At 61.2% G+C, this 15838-nt stretch carries 13 protein-coding genes, 1 tRNA gene, 1 other RNA gene and 3 pseudogenes; 13 read left to right on the top strand and 5 right to left on the bottom strand.

Translation table 11 applies throughout. The features are described 5' to 3' along the window. Nucleotides 1-15: 15 nt before the first annotated feature. Nucleotides 16-112: signal recognition particle sRNA small type (gene ffs, locus GLA29479_RS24030), an RNA gene on the bottom strand. Nucleotides 113-334: 222 nt separating this feature from the next. On the opposite strand from ffs, the gene GLA29479_RS21560 reads away from it, so the two are divergent. Next, nucleotides 335-1069: a metallophosphoesterase family protein gene (locus tag GLA29479_RS21560; protein ID WP_057972815.1), complete on the top strand. Its 735-nt coding sequence runs from the start codon at nucleotides 335-337 to the stop codon at nucleotides 1067-1069. A 90-nt stretch (nucleotides 1070-1159) separates the two neighbouring features. Here GLA29479_RS21560 and GLA29479_RS21555 read toward each other — a convergent pair whose 3' ends face one another. Next, nucleotides 1160-2500, bottom strand: a complete 1341-nt coding sequence (locus GLA29479_RS21555; protein ID WP_057918628.1) for a glycosyl hydrolase family 28-related protein — start codon at nucleotides 2498-2500, stop codon at nucleotides 1160-1162. 899 nt (nucleotides 2501-3399) lie between these two features. On the opposite strand from GLA29479_RS21555, the gene GLA29479_RS21550 reads away from it, so the two are divergent. The 5 genes and pseudogenes from GLA29479_RS21550 to GLA29479_RS24925 all read left to right on the top strand — a co-directional run bounded on the left by GLA29479_RS21550 (nucleotide 3400) and on the right by GLA29479_RS24925 (nucleotide 10484). Next, nucleotides 3400-8232: an RHS repeat-associated core domain-containing protein gene (locus GLA29479_RS21550; RefSeq protein ID WP_248842774.1), complete on the top strand. Its 4833-nt coding sequence runs from the start codon at nucleotides 3400-3402 to the stop codon at nucleotides 8230-8232. Nucleotides 8233-8243: 11 nt separating this feature from the next. Next, a complete protein-coding gene (locus GLA29479_RS24935) occupies nucleotides 8244-8639 on the top strand; it encodes a hypothetical protein (RefSeq protein ID WP_144436682.1) in 396 nt (131 codons plus the stop codon). A 164-nt stretch (nucleotides 8640-8803) separates the two neighbouring features. After that, nucleotides 8804-9088 (top strand): annotated as a pseudogene (locus GLA29479_RS24025) (RHS repeat-associated core domain-containing protein); the annotation flags it as partial. Between the two features lie 61 nt (nucleotides 9089-9149). Continuing rightward, on the top strand, nucleotides 9150-9491 hold the full coding sequence (locus GLA29479_RS25480; RefSeq protein WP_169795718.1) for a hypothetical protein: 342 nt from the start codon (nucleotides 9150-9152) through the stop codon (nucleotides 9489-9491). A 459-nt stretch (nucleotides 9492-9950) separates the two neighbouring features. Further along, nucleotides 9951-10484 (top strand): hypothetical protein, encoded by a 534-nt coding sequence (locus GLA29479_RS24925; RefSeq protein ID WP_169795717.1) that lies wholly within the window; start codon nucleotides 9951-9953, stop codon nucleotides 10482-10484. A 163-nt stretch (nucleotides 10485-10647) separates the two neighbouring features. Here the strand turns inward: GLA29479_RS24925 and GLA29479_RS26025 are convergent, their stop codons facing one another. Further along, nucleotides 10648-10776 carry a hypothetical protein gene (locus tag GLA29479_RS26025; RefSeq protein WP_282955889.1) on the bottom strand — a complete coding sequence of 43 codons (129 nt, stop codon included), beginning with the start codon at nucleotides 10774-10776 and terminating at the stop codon, nucleotides 10648-10650. 44 nt (nucleotides 10777-10820) lie between these two features. On the opposite strand from GLA29479_RS26025, the pseudogene GLA29479_RS26195 reads away from it, so the two are divergent. The 6 genes and pseudogenes from GLA29479_RS26195 to GLA29479_RS21540 form a co-directional block, all read left to right on the top strand. Beyond that, a pseudogene (locus tag GLA29479_RS26195) lies at nucleotides 10821-11055 on the top strand (RHS repeat-associated core domain-containing protein); the annotation flags it as partial. Between the two features lie 24 nt (nucleotides 11056-11079). Then, the gene (locus GLA29479_RS26190) at nucleotides 11080-11478 is read left to right on the top strand and encodes a DUF4329 domain-containing protein (RefSeq protein ID WP_144436799.1); all 399 of its coding nucleotides are present in this window, start codon (nucleotides 11080-11082) and stop codon (nucleotides 11476-11478) included. Between the two features lie 37 nt (nucleotides 11479-11515). Beyond that, nucleotides 11516-11845, top strand: a complete 330-nt coding sequence (locus tag GLA29479_RS24910) for a hypothetical protein (RefSeq protein WP_144436680.1) — start codon at nucleotides 11516-11518, stop codon at nucleotides 11843-11845. Between the two features lie 245 nt (nucleotides 11846-12090). After that, nucleotides 12091-12663, top strand: a complete 573-nt coding sequence (locus GLA29479_RS21545) for a hypothetical protein (RefSeq protein ID WP_057972813.1) — start codon at nucleotides 12091-12093, stop codon at nucleotides 12661-12663. A 166-nt stretch (nucleotides 12664-12829) separates the two neighbouring features. Further along, complete coding sequence (locus tag GLA29479_RS24905) at nucleotides 12830-13090, top strand: hypothetical protein (RefSeq protein WP_144436679.1); 261 nt, start codon at nucleotides 12830-12832, stop codon at nucleotides 13088-13090. A gap of 101 nt (nucleotides 13091-13191) precedes the next feature. Beyond that, the gene (locus GLA29479_RS21540; RefSeq protein WP_057918625.1) at nucleotides 13192-13485 is read left to right on the top strand and encodes a hypothetical protein; all 294 of its coding nucleotides are present in this window, start codon (nucleotides 13192-13194) and stop codon (nucleotides 13483-13485) included. A 65-nt stretch (nucleotides 13486-13550) separates the two neighbouring features. On the opposite strand, the gene GLA29479_RS21535 is transcribed toward GLA29479_RS21540, so the two are convergent. Continuing rightward, complete coding sequence (locus tag GLA29479_RS21535) at nucleotides 13551-14087, bottom strand: putative immunity protein (protein ID WP_211265009.1); 537 nt, start codon at nucleotides 14085-14087, stop codon at nucleotides 13551-13553. A gap of 289 nt (nucleotides 14088-14376) precedes the next feature. Beyond that, a tRNA-Ser gene (locus GLA29479_RS21530) sits at nucleotides 14377-14469 on the bottom strand. A gap of 244 nt (nucleotides 14470-14713) precedes the next feature. Here GLA29479_RS21530 and dnaX point away from each other — a divergent pair. After that, a pseudogene (gene dnaX / locus GLA29479_RS21525) lies at nucleotides 14714-15838 on the top strand (DNA polymerase III subunit gamma/tau); the annotation flags it as partial.

Here is a 15838-nt window from a genome sequence, read left to right as displayed (position 1 = left end):
CCGAAAAGGCGGCGGCCCCGCAAGCGTGACTCCGGCGCCCGAATCGGTCGATACCGTTGCTGCCTTCCGGCCCTGGCGGGATTTTCAACTTATCGTCGCGGAGGCGCCAACGGGGCCACCATAGAGAACGAAGGCGCCGCAGCGCTTTCGCGGCTCCGGTAGGCAGTCGGGTGGTCCGTGGGACGACCCGGTTGTCGACCGGAGAGCCCACTATTCTGCCTGAAGCCGTCATCGCGGCGCAATCTCGGCGGCCGCGTCCCCGTGGCCTCGACCTGGGGAGGCGCCTGGCCCGGGGGCCGCGTGGGCCAAGCGGCCCCGGCGCTAGAATCCGGACATGCGCATAGCCGTCATTTCCGATGTTCATGGCAACCTGGGAGCGCTCGATGCGGTCCTGGCCGATATCGAGCGGCGCGGCGTCGCGCTTGCGGTCAATCTGGGCGATCTGCTGTCCGGCCCGCTGCGGCCACGCGAAACCGCCGACCGCCTGATCGCGCTGGGTTGGCCGACCATCGCCGGCAACCACGAACGCCAGGTGCTGAACGACCCGCCCGAGCGCATGAGCGCGTCCGACCGTCATGCCGTCGCCGAGATCCGCCCCGACCAGCGCGAGTGGCTGCGCAGCCTGCCGTCGACCTTGCGCTTGAACGAGGAGGTGCTGCTGGTCCACGGCACGCCACGCAGCGACCTGGAATGTTTCATCGAGACCGTCGACGAGCACGGCATGCGCCCGGCGAGCCTGGACGAGGCCGGGCAACGCGCCGGCGATGCCGACGCGCGCGTGATCCTGTGCGGACACACCCACGTGCCGCGCAGCCTGCGCCTGGACGATGGCCGCCTGATCGTCAATCCCGGCAGCGTCGGCCTGCAGGCCTACACCGGCGAGCATCCGCATCCGCACCGGGTCGAGACCGGTTCGCCGCAGGCGCGCTACGCCATCGTCGAGCGGATCGACGGCGAGTGGAACGAGCAACTGCTCACGGTGGACTACGACTGGGACGCAGAAGCCGAACGGGCTTTGCGCAACGACCGGCCGGATTGGGCGCGCGCCTTGGCGACGGGCTACGTGTAGCCGGATGCGCGCCTGGTTCGGCTCGCCGCGAACGATCCGTGCGCCGGCTTCGACAACGGCGCGGGGCGAGTCCGCCCCGCGCCGCACCGCTTATTTCTGCACCAGGAACTGCGCCATCGGGTAGTTGAAGGTGTGGCACTGTTCGAAGACCAGACGCTCGCGATTGACCGTGGCGAACGACTCATGGCGTCCCATCAGCTGGCACGACTGCCACTTTACGTAAGGCATGTCGCCGTTGCGCGGCCGATAAGTCACCGGAATCGACGGCGGGCCGATGTGGCTTTGGAACGAACGTGCCGCATCGGTGCAAGAGATGAAGGTCAGGTTCGCGTTCGCCGCATCCCAGCCGCAATTCATCAGCTTGCTCTTGGCGTGGCGCAGCTCGAAGCGCACGCCCATCACGATCAGTGTCTTGACCGTGTTGTTATGCGGGCCCGGCGGCAGATCGAAGAACACCGACGGGATGTCCTGGGTCTCGTTGCACTGAATCCAGGATCCGCCGTAGACGTTGATGTAGCCGCCTCGCGCGAAGCGCAGCAGGGTGCCGCTCTGATATTCGAACTTGCAGTCGCGGAACCAGAAGTTCAGGAACTGATCCTGCTGGCTGTGGGTCGGCGTCATGCCCGAATGCAGGAAGGCGTCGCCCAACACGACATCGTTGGCCAGGTGGCAGCGATTGAAGGACCACTCGGAGTTGAGATTGGAATCGGCCGGGCCGTCCAGGCCGATGACCCGGTTCCACGGGCCGCGCCATTCGACGTCGTCGAAAGCGAAGTCCTGGTTGGTTCCGCCGGCCACCGAAGCCCAGCAATAGATCCAGTTGAGCCCCGGGCGCGCGGCGCGGAAGCTGATCTCGCGCACGCGCAATTGGCGCAGGCGGCCGTAGGCGGTCAGCAGATTATTGGCGAACGCATCGCCACCGCTCGGGGCGGCGTCGAACAGAATCTCGGAGCTGCGCTTGCCCTGGCCTTCGATGACATAGCCGTTGATCTTGGTCTTGGCGGTGTCCGGGCCCTTGGGCAGCAGCACGTCGGCCTTGGTCACGCGATAGATGCCGGCCGGGAAATACAAGTGATGGGTCAGCCAGCCGTTGCCGTTCCTGGATGCGAACACCGCATCGCGCGCGCGCTCGATCGCGGCGGTGTCGTCGGTGCTGCCGTTGCCGACCGCGCCGTAGTCCTTGACGTTGATACGGCCCGGGTCGGTGCCGACCAGCGCGGTGGATGCGAACGCGCCGTCGCGGCGCGGGGCCGGCGCGCCGCCGATGGGTTCATTCTGGTACATCGAACCGCCGATCGAGGCAGCGGTGGTGGCCGCGGCGGCCGCGCCGGCGCCGGCGATCATGCCGGCCGCGCCGATCAACTTGCGGCGCGAGCGCGAATGGGGGCTGGCATCGGCGCTTGCATCGGAACTCGTGGTTTTCTTGCTCATTAGGCATCCTAGGTAAGTGCCCGGATCGGGCATGACGTGACGGTCGCGAATCGCGGCGGAGGCGATACCGGCACGTACGGTCGCGAACGTCGCGCGCAATCTAGGCGCCGCCTGTCATGGCTGATGCGATGCACGGCCCAGTTTTCCCGGACAACGGCCACAGCGTTTGTAACGATCCGTCTTAGTGAGTCCGCGGTCGCGTTCTGGCGGCGGTCGTCGTGACCCTCGCGCCTTTGCGGCAGTAGTGCAGTGATGCTGAGCCGGCGGCGTGGATGCGCAGGGACGCCGGGCGAGGGCAGGCCTTGGCGTGGTGTCCGAGCCGCATCGAATGGATGCCGGTCATCCGTTATTTAGCTTGCGTCGAGACGGCCTGCGAAAGCTCCTCGGGTATATCGCGGCGATTGCGCCGCAGCCGCGACATTTTGTGCGCGGCGTCTCTGTTTGTAATTCTGCCGAAAGGCCTCGCGTTGTACTGGCTTTCGCGAACCCGTTGCGCCTACAGTGAGCGCCGAACACGCCCTCGCATGCAGCCGTTGCCGACGCTCAGCTTGCGTCGCCGCCGTTGAGACGCGAAGGCGTAGTATCGACCTGCCGACCTAAGGAAAGGGAGCAACGCAGATGGATTTGCCCGCACTCACAGCGGCCGCTACGGCCGTCATACGGCCCGCCGCCGAAATCGAAACCTTCCCTGTGTTCGTTGTCGCCGCTGCGACGGCGCAGCCATGCCCCGGTTCGAACCGGCGGCCGCGCGTCGCCGCCCAGACATAAGTACCGATCAAGTTGCACACGATGCCCGACGGTTCGCTTTCGGATATCGAATCCCCATGCCGGCGCCGGCGGTCCTCCCTCACCGACCGGGCGCATGGCCTCTCCAAAGATTCATAGACAAGGAATGACCGATGACAGTTGTCGCAACGGATGCCGACAATGAGGCCGAACGCCGGCCGGCTCGAACCCGTATCGGCTGGAACCTGACTCTGGCCTCACTGGGCTTGCTGCTCGCCTCGGGCGCGCAGGCTCAGGAAACCGTGAAGCTGTGGCGTACCAACAGCCTCGCGCTGGCGCCGCAGACCACCGAAGCCGCGATGCAGCAGGGCATCAGGAATTACTTCGCTCAGTTCGGCGGCCCGCCGATGAGCATGTACGTCAAGAGCCAGAGCCCGCTCAACAACAAGACCGTCTACAAGTACGCGATCGAGCCCAAGCCACCGACCCTGACCGACTGGGCCTACAAGGAGCTCAACGACCCGTCGGGCACGCCGACGCAGGCCTCGCTGGACGCGATCGTCGCCCGCATCAAGCAGGACTACGACGCCCAGAGCGTCGCTCAGGGCTGCGCGGCGGCCAGCACGGTCACGCCGACGGTCTGGACGACGGATCTCACCTGGTCGACCAGCCCGATCGCGATTCGCGAATCCACGCCTACCGACGTCAAATACATGGTGGCGCCCGGAGGCGGCGGTGCCTGTTATCTCACCAACACCCAGGTCAAGATCGTCAAGGATCGGGCGGCCAGTTGCCCCGGCCGGCTCATGACCTGGAACACCGATCTCAATGCCTGTGGCGCCGGGTCGAGCTTCGACATGGCCTATTACAGTGATCCGCTGCCGAGCAACGAGTGCCCGGTCGGCAATCCCTGCGACCCGACAACCGGGGACAAGTCCGAGCCGGCGCACGATTTCGATCTGGGCTGGATTGCATTCGATCGTCATTACCACTCGCTAACGTCCACGCCTGCCGGGGGATTCGGCTATGGGTGGACGCATTCGCATAACCTGCGCTTGTCGGTCGGCCCCGATCCGACCACGCCTTCCGACCCGACCGTCCGTATTGGTTTCATTGAAGCCGATGGTTCGCAGGTCGCGTTCACACTGGTCGGTGCCGCTTACGAGGCGAACGACCAGAGCGGTGATCGGGTCGTCGCCGACGGTGCGCAATGGGTAATGTCTCGCAGCGACCGGGTCCTGCGTTTCGACGCCGCCGGCCGCCTGCTGGAGCAGCGGTTCGAAAACGGTTCGATCCTGAGTTATAGCTACGATGGCATGCGCCGCCTGGCCGCGATCGCCCACAACAGCGGCCGCAGCCTGGTGTTCGAGTACACAGCAGGCGGCGACGACGCGCCGATCACGTCGATTCGTTTGGCCGGCGTTGCGCTTGCGTCTTATGCATACAACGCCAATGGGCAGGTCGAAACCGTCACCTATCCTGGCGGCGAGTCGCGGACCTATCACTATGAGGATACGAGGTTTCCCCTCAACCTCACGGGCGTAACCGCGGAGGGCGGCCAGCGCTACAGTACGTTCAATTACGATGCCAAGAATCGGGTGACCTTGAGCGTCCATTCCGGCAATGCCGACCGCGTCACCCTGACCTATCCTTCGACGGGTGGTTCCATCGTCACCGATCCTCTTGATCGGCAGACCACCTATGGATTGACCGCGTCGCCGGCGAGCGGCGCACCGCGCAAGGTCAGCGGCCTGACCGACACCCGCGGCACCATCGGCAGGACGTATTACGACGAAACCGTCGACTTCCGCCGCCGCCTCGACACCGTCACCGACCGCAACGGCACCCAGACCAAGCACACGTACGCCGAAGCCAACGACCCGGTCACCGGGCAACCGGCGCGCACGCATACGGTCAAGGAAGCAGTCGGGCTGGCGCAGGAACGCAGCAGCGTCGAACGTCGCGATCTCGCCAGCAACCGCACGTTGCTGACCCAGGTCGGCAATCGCGAGACTCGCATCGTCCGCAACGCGCGTCTGCAGCCGGTCACGGTCACCGTACGTGACACGGTCAGCAACCAGACCCGCACGACCGCCTATGCCTATTGCGAAGCGGCCGACGTGGCCGCGAGCAACAGCACCTGCCCGATCCTGGGTCTGGTCAAGTCGGTCGATGGCCCGCGGACGGATGTCAACGACATCACGACCTTCCAGTACTACGGCAGCGACGACAGCACCTGCGCGACCCAGCCAGCGCTGTGCACCTACCGCAAGGGCGACCTGCGCAAGGTCGTCGATGCGCTGGGCCGCAGCACCGAGACCTTCGGCTACGACCCGCAGGGCCGCCCGCTATCGGTCGTCAACGCCAACGGAATCGTCACGGACTACGAGTACCACCCGCGCGGCTGGCTCACCGCGACCAAGGTGCGCGGCGCCGACAACAGCGTCGAGACCGACGACCGCATCACCCGGGTCGAGTACTGGCCGACCGGCCTGGTCAAGCGCATTACCCCGCCGGGCGGCGCCTACATCACCTACACCTACGACACCGCCCAGCGCCTGACCAGCGTGGCCGACAAGGCCGGCAACAAGATCCAGTACACCCTCGATCTGGCCGGCAACCGCAAGCAGGAAGACACCAAGACGGCTTCCGGTACTTTGAAGCGCACGCTGTCGCGCGTGTTCAACACCCTGGGGCAACTGCAGACCGCCAAGGACTCGCTGGCGCACGCCACGAGCTTCAGCTACGACACCGACGGCAACCCGGACCTGACCACCGACGCCCTCAACCGCGTCACCAACCAGGACCACGACCCGCTCGATCGTTTGAGCCGTACCCTGCAGGACGTCGGCGGCCTCGCGGTCGAGACCAAGCTGGAATACAACGCCCTCGACCAAGTCACCAAGGTCACCGACCCGAAGGGCCTCAACACCACGTACGGCTATAACGGCTTCGGCGATCAGATCCAGTTGTCGAGCCCGGACACCGGCGTCACCACCTACGGCTATAACAGCGCTGGCCTGCTCGCGAGCAAGCAGGACGCCAACGACGCCCAGGCGCACACCTACACCTACGACGCCCTGAATCGGCCGAAGACGATCTCGTACAGCGGCGGCGCCGCCGACGTCGAATACGACTACGACACGGTCAACTCGGTTTGCGCCGCCGGCGAGAACTTCGCCCTCGGCCGCGTGACCGCGATGCGCAGCGACGGCACCGAGCTGAAGTACTGCTACGACCGTTGGGGCCAGCTCGTGCGCAAGGTGCAGACGGTCGGCACCCGCAGCTTCACCCTGCGCTACGCCTACACCAGCTCGGGCCAGGTGCGCAGCATCACCTACCCGGACAACGCCCTCGTCGACTACGTCCGCAACACCCTGGACCAGGTCACCGAAGTCGGCATCAAGCCGGCCGGCGGCGTGCGCACGGTGCTGCTCAACAATGCGGCGTATGAACCGTTCGGCCCGGCCACTGGCTGGACCTACGGCAACGGCCGCAGCCTGGCTCGCACCTACGATCAGGACTACCGCGCCAAGACGATCCTCGACAGCGCCGCGGGCGGCCTGTCGCTGGCCTACGGTTACAACGAAGTCGGCGAGCTGACCGAACTCAAGGACGGCCTGCAGAGTGTCGCTCTGGCCAAGTACGACTACGACACGCTGGGCAGGCTGAAAATCACCCGCGACGGCCCGACCGGCACGCCGCTGGAGACCTACGGTTACGACGCCACCGGCAACCGCAACAGCCTGCTGCATGGCGGCATCACCACCAGCTACACCTACCCGAGTACGAGTCACCGCCTGAGCAACGTCGGCGGCGTCAGCCGCGGCTACGACCCGGTCGGCAACACCACCAGCATCGGCGGTACGGCGAGGGAATTCGTCTACAACGCCAACGACCGCATGAGCCAGGTCAAACAAGCCGGCGTGGTCAAAGCCAGCTACCGCTACAACGCCAAGGGCGAGCGAGTCTCGCGGGCCGACAACGCGACCGGTGCGATCACCGGCTACACGCTGTACGACGAAGCCGGCCATTGGCTCGGCGACTACGACGCCAACGGCGCGACCAAGCAGCAGGCCATTTGGCTGGGCGACGCCCCGGTCGGCCTGGTCGTCGGCGCCGGCGTCGCGCAGACCCTGCGTTACGTGCAACCCGACCACCTGGGCACCCCGCGCGCGGTGATCGACCCGAGCCGCAACCTCGCGGTCTGGACCTGGGACGCCAAGGGCGAAGCCTTCGGCAACAACCCGCCGAACCAGGACCCGGATCAGGACGGCACCGCGTTCGTGTTCGACATGCGCTTCCCGGGGCAGCGCTTTGATGTGGCTACGGGGCTGAATTACAACTACTTCCGGGATTACGATGCGGCTACCGGGCGGTATGTGCAGAGTGATCCGATTGGGCTGGATGGGGGTGTCAGTACATATGCGTATGTGGCGAATGATCCGCTTGTAAGCTCAGATCCCTTTGGCTTGGATTGCGTTTCGAAAAATGGAAGAGTGACGTGTTTTTATCCCGACCCAAATGGCCCGGCGTTTACGCTGCCTAGCTCAGCTGATTTTCCTGAAAAAATTGGATACAAAAACGACTTCTGGCGCTATCACAAATATCATGAGGTTGAATCCATTGGTTGCGCAAACCCGGCGGACGTAATGCAGAAGCTTGTGCAGAATCCAACTCCTGGCTCCCCGAACCCGGCCACCAAGGAGGGGGCGCGAAATAACGCGGTCGTTTTAAATCAAGACAATTTCGTGACATCATATTTGACAAGAGATCTCAGAACTGGCCGCCCATTGATTGTAAATATAACGGATGCAAACAGTTTGTTCGTATGGGGGTATGTTGCGCGCACCGTTGACAGTGCTAACGCGCACACATATGGCGAGGGAACGAGTCTCAGTCAGGCTCCACGAATTATTGGGCCGTTAATCCCGGCTATTGCGAATGATCTGCTTTGGGGAGGCCAGATGCGCGAGCTGATTTCTGACTGCCGATGCACCAAATAGGGTTTATAATCATGAACAAGATGCTGACCGCCATCATTGGCGTGGGTGCTGCAACTCTATTCACGGCCATAACACTAAGTGCTTTGACTCCGATTTACGACGGCCGACCTACTTTGGGATCTGTTGCGGGACTTACTCCTGTAGCTTTTTTCTTTACCCTCCCCTTTTCGCTGCTAATTGGTGGGCCGGCCATATTAATCCTTGATAAGTTTGGGATGATTAATATTTTATCCTCATCCTTGTCGGGATTTATAATAGGCATAATTGCAACGATAGTAATCAGATTCCCAGGCTGGCCTGAATTTGGGGACTTCATTGGGAATTGCCTAATTGGCATCATATCGGGTGTTGTTTTCTGGCTTGTTTGGGTGTTCGGTGAAAGATCTAGAAGGGCGAAGAGTTTTTAGTTCGCCCGCGAACACTTTCGTATTTCTTATTTATAAAAAACCGGGTCAGAGCACCCTTCCGTCTGTGGGAAGCTGCTCTGACCCGGTTCGCGCGATAGTCCGCGGCGCCCCCGGCAACATACAGATCGAGTTCTACGGGCACGGCACGGGTACGCCCCGAAAGGGGACGATACTCGCAACCCGATCTAATCGGTTTGAGTGGCGATATCAGCCTCTATGCATATGCTGGCAGCAATCCCACCCGTTACTCGGATCCGACCGGGCTGATCGTCAAAGTGGTTGGACACGCTTTTGGATACAACGACAACATCGGCGGGACCAATATGCTTGGCGACAACGTCGAGTTGGTCGAAAACCCTACTCGCAAGGCACTCGGCTACCCACTGCGCAATGCATACGTGTCCACCACGCAGTTGGCTCCAGTGGTCGCGACCCCGCCTAAGAAGTAACGTTTTTCAGCCGTGAAGCGCGTGGTGAAAAGCCAAGGCCCTTACGTGCACAGGTGAACTGATGAAAACTGCATTGGCAGTTCTGATGCTCAGCGTTTGCACATTCGCAAACGCGCAAGAAATCAAAACAGCAGAACGCGATTTGGCAGACGAGGTCGGCTCGATCGATCTGAAAGCTGGAGTTACAAAGAATCAAGCCGGCGCCATTGCTCTATTCTATTGTGAGCGGCACATCGGCGGTTGTGGCTCGACAGATGCACCAGTTAGTCAGGGCTCCAACTGGCAGATCACTCCTCGTACGGGAACCGATGGATCCCCCGACAAGGACAAAATCCTTGTGGGCAAGCATTCGGGAAAGGTTTCGTGGAGCAAAGGCCCGCCATTGATCTACTTTCGCTGGTGAGCTCGAAAGATCCTGCGCCAGCACCCGTTAATAAAGGCGACTCGAAGCCTGTTCCGACCTCTGCTTCTGCGGTGAAAATCGAGTTTACTGTCTCGCCGGCTGGCAAGGTCTCCGACGCCAGATTTAAGAGATCGTCGAAGAACGTAAAATGCGACGTGCGGTCCCGAAATCGAGTCGAAAGCTGGAAATTTCCGCCCAGGAAGACGCCGATTCAGCTTGTTACGACTTTGGGCTGTGACCGGTGAGAGCCTGGAACAGGCCGCAATGCAAAAAAAGCGGCAGCAGGAGTAGATGCTGACCACTACGTTCCAGAGTAAAAAACCGGGTCAGAGCACCTTTCCGTCTAGCCCCTGTCGGAAGCCACTCTGGCTCGGTTTTCGGCAATTACAGCACGGTGCCTGCGTTCAGCGTTTCGGCGTGGGATATTGCGAGACTGCGTGAAAGGTGGAACGTCGAGGGATGCGAGTGCAATTGATCCAGTACATCGTGATAGGTGCCGTGTTGCTCCTGTCTGGTTGCACCAAGCCTAACTCTGATAATCAGGAGGTTAAGGGTGAGCGGTCAGCGAGCACCCGCCTGACAAGCAGGGAGTTGCTTTCGACGAGCCTATATCCGCTGAGCACGTACTATGGAGTGTGCCTAAGGGGCGCGGGCATCATTCGCGGTGCGCTTCGTAATGGTATGCGCGGTTATCCCACGGTTGGCGAATTGTTGGCTTACGGCGCGGAGTTGAAAATTGCTGTTGGCAAATTCGGCGCTGAGCCGAACTCAACCTCAGAAAGGATTGCCTCCTCCCCAGGGCGGGCGGTGCATGTAATTCAAACAGAAGGGAGGCGCAGTCTTTTGGTATCCGATTTCGATGACTCTGGCAACATGGTCAGTGTTGAGTTCGAAAGCGCTGATCCCAAGGGGTATGGTGCCGCATTAAGCCTAGCCAATAATGTAGTTGCATGTAGTCTGGTACCTGCTTCCATTGAGGCAGGACTTCAGTAAGTTTAACCCGTGTAAGGCGGAATGAATTCCGCCCTATAGCAACGTAAATACCGTCTTACCCAACTGCGCGTCGAACGGCCTGCCTGACTTGAACCCGCGTAAGGCGGGTCTCGACTGGCCGCATTGAAGTATTGAAGCCCCGTCAAGTGCGGGGCTTCTTGTTTTAGCCGCCTGAGGCGCCGTATTGCTCGGCGAGTTGCCGTGTGCGGTGCTTGCCGATGAGGCCATCGAGTACGGCCTGCACGACGCGCTGCTCGTCGCTGGGCAGGCTGGCCACGGCCTCGAACAACAATGCCAGCCGCTCGCCCAGGCCGACGGAAGCTCAAGTGCCATCGAGATTCGGTGCCTAATCAGGACTCGGACCTGGACGGCACCGCGTTCGTGTTCAATATGCGGTTTCCGGGGGCGGCGCTTTGATGCGGCTACGGGGCTGAACTACAACTACTTCCGGGATTACGATGCGGCTACCGGTCGGTATGTGCAGAGTGATCCGATTGGGCTGGATGGGGGCGCAGGAACCTATGTCTATGCCAACGCCAGTCCTTTATCTACTGGCGACTTCTTTGGGTTAGCTCCGGGGGATTGTTATAAAACAATGGATTTAGCAGCTGCGAATGCCGTTGCTGACATAAACCCCCTTTCTATAAAGGAAGATCTTGAATATACGGGCTGGGTTTATAAGAGAGAGAGTGGGCTATTCTCATATACTAAGCCCCGTCAAGGTGAGAGGCACTCGGCTATTCCCGGGGACAGGCCCTATAGAGCGATGGGGGTGTATCACACTCATGGCGCTGAATCCGGGCCTGCTTTTGATGATGAAAAACTCATAAAGCAAGATATAAGTGGCATTTATCCCGATTTCGCATGGGTCGGCACCCCGACCGGCCGTATAATCAAATATTCGAGTACTGGTACTGCTTATCCTTGGAGTCTGCTGCCTAAGCCGGGTGCGAATAACTCAGATGCTTGCGGTTGCGATCAAGGCGGGCTTTGATGCAGTCAAGAGATTTTTCATTAATGGAGGGTGAGTCATGTTTAGGAAGTTTCTTGGTGCATTTATTTTTCTGTCTTTAGCTGTTTGTTCATTTTCCATTTCAGCAGCGGATAATTCTGCCATATTTGATGCTGGCGAGGTCGCGAGAAAGCTATTTATTCAAAAGCTGGGCGAGGAGCCTGCCAGGAATACTGATTTGTCTCGATATATAAGGAATATTAATAACTACGATGTCGGGATAGGCGATAGTGGCGAATGTTATGTGGTTGTCTTTAGATTGAGGGATCGCCGTATTATTGGGGGCGGCGGAGAAGTTTGGGTAAGAAAAAGCGATCGGGAGGTTGTTAAGTTCTCCGGGTACGAATAACTCTCCTTTTATAATTCAGGAGAAAAGGGGGGCATTTTCCCTGGCGGCGGGAAGTACTTTGATCTCAAAGGGCTCTCCACCTGCCTCGCCAAAGTCGGAATTAGTCTTGGCTGAACCAATTGGCGGGCCAGGGCATCGAAGCGTGAGCTGGATAACCTAGGGCTCTACTCGCTCTGATCATATGGATGGTCCGATAAATCTTTGTCTGATCGCTTTGAGGGGTCTGATGTCCCTGGAGTACTTATATGGCCTTATCGTTGGCATCGAATAATGAGAGGGTCGCCAAGCTGGAGGAGGCGATTGACTGGCAGAAAAAATTCCCCAGCTACGTGTTCAACAATAAAGCTCTTAAGGGGTTTTTCATCGTCGAGTCAGGGGTATTGTCTACTCGTGAATTTCTCGATTTTATTCTGGAGGATGATGGTGTTACAACTGACGCTCCCTTGACGATAGTCGTTCGCCTGGCTGACCAGGCTTCGAAAGATCTGGCTTTTTCCGCGGCCACCGTGGGTGAATTAAGAGACATAACGCTCCATCTAATGCAGGGCGAGCTCGATCTTTTTCGCGCGGTCGTTGCCGTGAGTGTTATGCCGTCGAAATGGGTGGCGTATGAAGAGATCGGCGAGGATTTTGCCGTTCTGGCCGCATTTGACGACGACACCTGGGGGCGCTGGTCATCGAAAGACAGCGGGATCCTCGACTACGTCATCAGCGAGGAGCGGATCGCCGAAATGCTGGCGAGCGACGCTCCGCTCTGGTGGCAACGGGATTTTCTGAGGGAAATATTGTCTGCCTACGGCCAAGCCGGAGAGCGTTGAACATCGTAAATCTGCTCGCCCGAGCAGGTGAGCACTCCTAAGGTGCTTCGGGCGCCGACGGGATAGATTAAAGGCCGCGTATCGGGCTCTGGAGCTGAACTGTCAGGCCCTCGGCGGAGTCGCACTGAACGTCGGAGCGCCAAGATATAGGGTGGATAGGTTGAGTATGGATCCAGTAGCTCAGGTGTTCGACGTCATCGGCAGAATGCCAGATGCACAACTGGTGTTTATGGCTATTTTTATGCTCATTCCGGTAGTCGGGGCTAAGTTCGTCTTTCATCTGAATAACAAGAGGCTGGGACGAAACCCAGTTTCTCGCAATCCATTTTTTATGATGGCCACATTCAATGCGCGCGAATGGCTTGTGTTCGGAGTCGTTCACTTATTGACGATAGCTTCGGCAGCTGCCGCTGTCAGGGCAGGCTGAGATTGGTCTCGACGCTGACGCCCATATGTGATTCAGAAAGCGTTCTGCCGGCGTTTGCTTGTGGTTTTCACGTTCCAGCGAACTGAGAAATCGACTATTCAATGAGCGCTAAGGTCAGAACGCAAGGTATGAGCAAATCCGGGGTGGCCGGGTGGTTCCTTATCGCAGCCTGCTTTGCTTTGGTGCTTTATTTAACGCTTCGCTCGGTAGCTGCCTTGGACAAGGGCTATTCCTGGGTCGACATGGATTGGAATCAGGACGGCAGCACGAGCCTGTTCGAGTTCGTATCGACTGGTGATGTCGGTGTGCGGCAAGTTAAGCGCGGCAGTCGCGACTGCAGGGAGTATTTTTCTTACAAGGACGGCTTGCCGATCAAGACGGTTTGCCCGGATTGATTCTGAGTTCGCGATTCATAGTGGATCGGGTGCCCGCGCAAACCACGAGTATCCCGATCTCGTCTTCAATCCCGTAATTGAGCATCGAGCTCATTCAAAAGCTCGCTGAAACGTCCGCGGCCATGAGGCGGGAGCGGCAGGCGTCGTAAGACGTCACGTACCGCGGGCGATGCGAGATTCGTCGCCCAGTGCAGTTGTTCTTTACCGACGGCGATGTCGTTTCCGGCTTCGAGTTCGAGCACCAGCGCTTGATGAGCCGCTGCGCCGAGGACATGTTTGACCTGATGCGGGGTGGCGAGGGGATGCAGATAGGCGGCCGCCGCGGCGTGACTGGCGGCATGCGCGGCGTTGGCTGCAGCCGCGTCCTTGGTTTCGCGAGCGGCCGCATACGCGGCCCAGGCACGGGCGCGCAAGGTCGCCGTGCGCTTGTCGCCCGCGGCAAAAGCTTCGGCCTCCGCTATGGCGTCCCACGGGCGCTGATCGTTCGGGCAGGCGACCTCGAAGATCGGCAGCACGCGTCGGGCGCAGGTCGCTGCGAACAGCGCGATCTCTCTGAGCTCGTCTTCGCCGAGCTGGATTTCGATTTTGTTTTTGTCCTTCACCTAGGAATCCCTCTCCTGGTGCCTGCATGGGCGACGCCCGGTCTGGCTGTCCGAGCCTGGAGGCGGTCGATCAAGAATCTTGATGCATCGAGGCGGGTGGAACGGCCGGGTTCTCTTCATGGCATGGAACCCTCGATGGCGGCCTTCATGCCGCCGCGCGTGCTCCCGCATGGGCGTGTAGGCCCACCGAGGTGCCGAGGCCCGGCTTCCCGGCGGCCGGCCGGCGACGCGCGTTGCCGACGCCCCAAACGAAAAAGCCCCTGAGGTCGTCAGGGGCTGTTTCGTAATCTGGCGGAGAGAGGGGGATTCGAACCCCCGAAGCGCGGTTTAGACGCTTACACACTTTCCAGGCGTGCTCCTTCAACCACTCGGACACCTCTCCGGGATCTGTGCGGGCGCTGTCGCGGGCCGTGCAGAGCCGGGGATTCTAGCTGCGGCGGGGTTCGGTAACAAGCTGAGGCTTTCGGGGCTGCCGCGGGAGGGCGCCGAAGCTCGGGCGCGGGGGTGGGGCGTGGCACAATGTGGGGGTTCGTTCACGCTTCGCTCCCGGCTTCCGTCGCGAGCGCCCGGACGGCGTCGTGCGCACCGCGTCCGGCCCGTCAGAACGCCTTATCGCAAAGGATCCGATGTCGTATCTCGTCCTCGCCCGCAAGTGGCGCCCGAAGCGTTTCGCCGAGCTGGTCGGGCAGGAACACGTGGTGCGCGCGCTGACCAACGCGCTCGGCACCGGGCGCGTCCACCACGCCTTTCTGTTCACCGGTACCCGCGGCGTCGGCAAGACCACGATCGCGCGCATCTTCGCCAAGTCGCTGAACTGCGAGCGCGGCACCTCGGCCGACCCCTGCGGCGAGTGCAACGCCTGCCTGGACATCGACGCCGGCCGCTACATCGACCTGCTCGAGATCGACGCCGCCAGCAACACCGGTGTCGACGACGTGCGCGAAGTGATCGACAACGCCCAGTACATGCCGAGCCGCGGACGGGTCAAGGTCTACCTGATCGACGAAGTCCACATGCTGTCGAAGTCGGCGTTCAACGCGCTGCTGAAGACGCTCGAGGAGCCGCCGGGGCACGTCAAGTTCCTGCTCGCCACCACCGACCCGCAGAAACTGCCGGTGACGGTGCTGTCGCGCTGTCTGCAGTTCAACCTCAAGCGCCTGGACGAGCAGCAGATTTCCGGGCAGATGACCCGGATCCTCGCCGCCGAGGGCATCCCGGTCGACGAGGCCGCGATCCGCCAGCTCAGCAAGGCCGCCGACGGCAGCCTGCGCGACGGCCTGTCGCTGCTGGATCAGGCCATCGCCTACAGCGGTGCCGGCAGCGACGCGCGCCTGGAAGGAACGGCGGTCGCTGCGATGCTGGGTACGGTCGACCGGACCCGGGTCGGCGCGGTCCTGGCCGCCCTGGCCGACGGCGACGGCCAGCGCCTGCTCGACGAGGTCGCAACCCTGGCCGAGTTCTCGCCCGACTGGGGCGGGGTGCTGGAAACCCTGGCCGACGCGCTGCACCGGGTCCAGGTGCGCCAGCTCGTGCCCGAGGCCGCGGTCGAGGCCGACGGCGTCGATGTCGACGCCCTGGCCGAACAACTGCGGCCCGAAGTCGTGCAGCTGTGGTACCAGATGAGCGTCAACGGCCGTCGCGATCTGCCGCTGGCGCCCAGCCCGCGCGCGGGTTTCGAGATGAGCGTGCTGCGCATGCTGGCGTTCCGTCCGGCCGGTGCCGGCGGCGACGCCGGCCCGGCGCCGTCGTCG

Origin of the sequence: Lysobacter antibioticus, assembly GCF_001442535.1 — a bacterium.
Classification (GTDB): Bacteria; Pseudomonadota; Gammaproteobacteria; order Xanthomonadales; family Xanthomonadaceae; genus Lysobacter; species Lysobacter antibioticus.
Note: the sequence above shows the minus strand (reverse complement) of the source record. Positions and strands in the feature narration are given on the sequence as shown.

Bases quoted from the DNA above. Each gene is read 5' to 3' on its own strand.
- GLA29479_RS21560 (WP_057972815.1), top strand. From the start codon at position 335: ATGCGCATAGCCGTCATTTCCGATGTTCATGGCAACCTGGGAGCGCTC.
- GLA29479_RS21555 (WP_057918628.1), bottom strand. From the start codon at position 2,500: ATGAGCAAGAAAACCACGAGTTCCGATGCAAGCGCCGATGCCAGCCCC.
- GLA29479_RS21550 (WP_248842774.1), top strand. From the start codon at position 3,400: ATGACAGTTGTCGCAACGGATGCCGACAATGAGGCCGAACGCCGGCCG.
- GLA29479_RS24935 (WP_144436682.1), top strand. From the start codon at position 8,244: ATGAACAAGATGCTGACCGCCATCATTGGCGTGGGTGCTGCAACTCTA.
- GLA29479_RS25480 (WP_169795718.1), top strand. From the start codon at position 9,150: ATGAAAACTGCATTGGCAGTTCTGATGCTCAGCGTTTGCACATTCGCA.
- GLA29479_RS24925 (WP_169795717.1), top strand. From the start codon at position 9,951: ATGCGAGTGCAATTGATCCAGTACATCGTGATAGGTGCCGTGTTGCTC.
- GLA29479_RS26190 (WP_144436799.1), top strand. From the start codon at position 11,080: ATGGATTTAGCAGCTGCGAATGCCGTTGCTGACATAAACCCCCTTTCT.
- GLA29479_RS24910 (WP_144436680.1), top strand. From the start codon at position 11,516: ATGTTTAGGAAGTTTCTTGGTGCATTTATTTTTCTGTCTTTAGCTGTT.
- GLA29479_RS21545 (WP_057972813.1), top strand. From the start codon at position 12,091: ATGGCCTTATCGTTGGCATCGAATAATGAGAGGGTCGCCAAGCTGGAG.
- GLA29479_RS24905 (WP_144436679.1), top strand. From the start codon at position 12,830: ATGGATCCAGTAGCTCAGGTGTTCGACGTCATCGGCAGAATGCCAGAT.
- GLA29479_RS21540 (WP_057918625.1), top strand. From the start codon at position 13,192: ATGAGCGCTAAGGTCAGAACGCAAGGTATGAGCAAATCCGGGGTGGCC.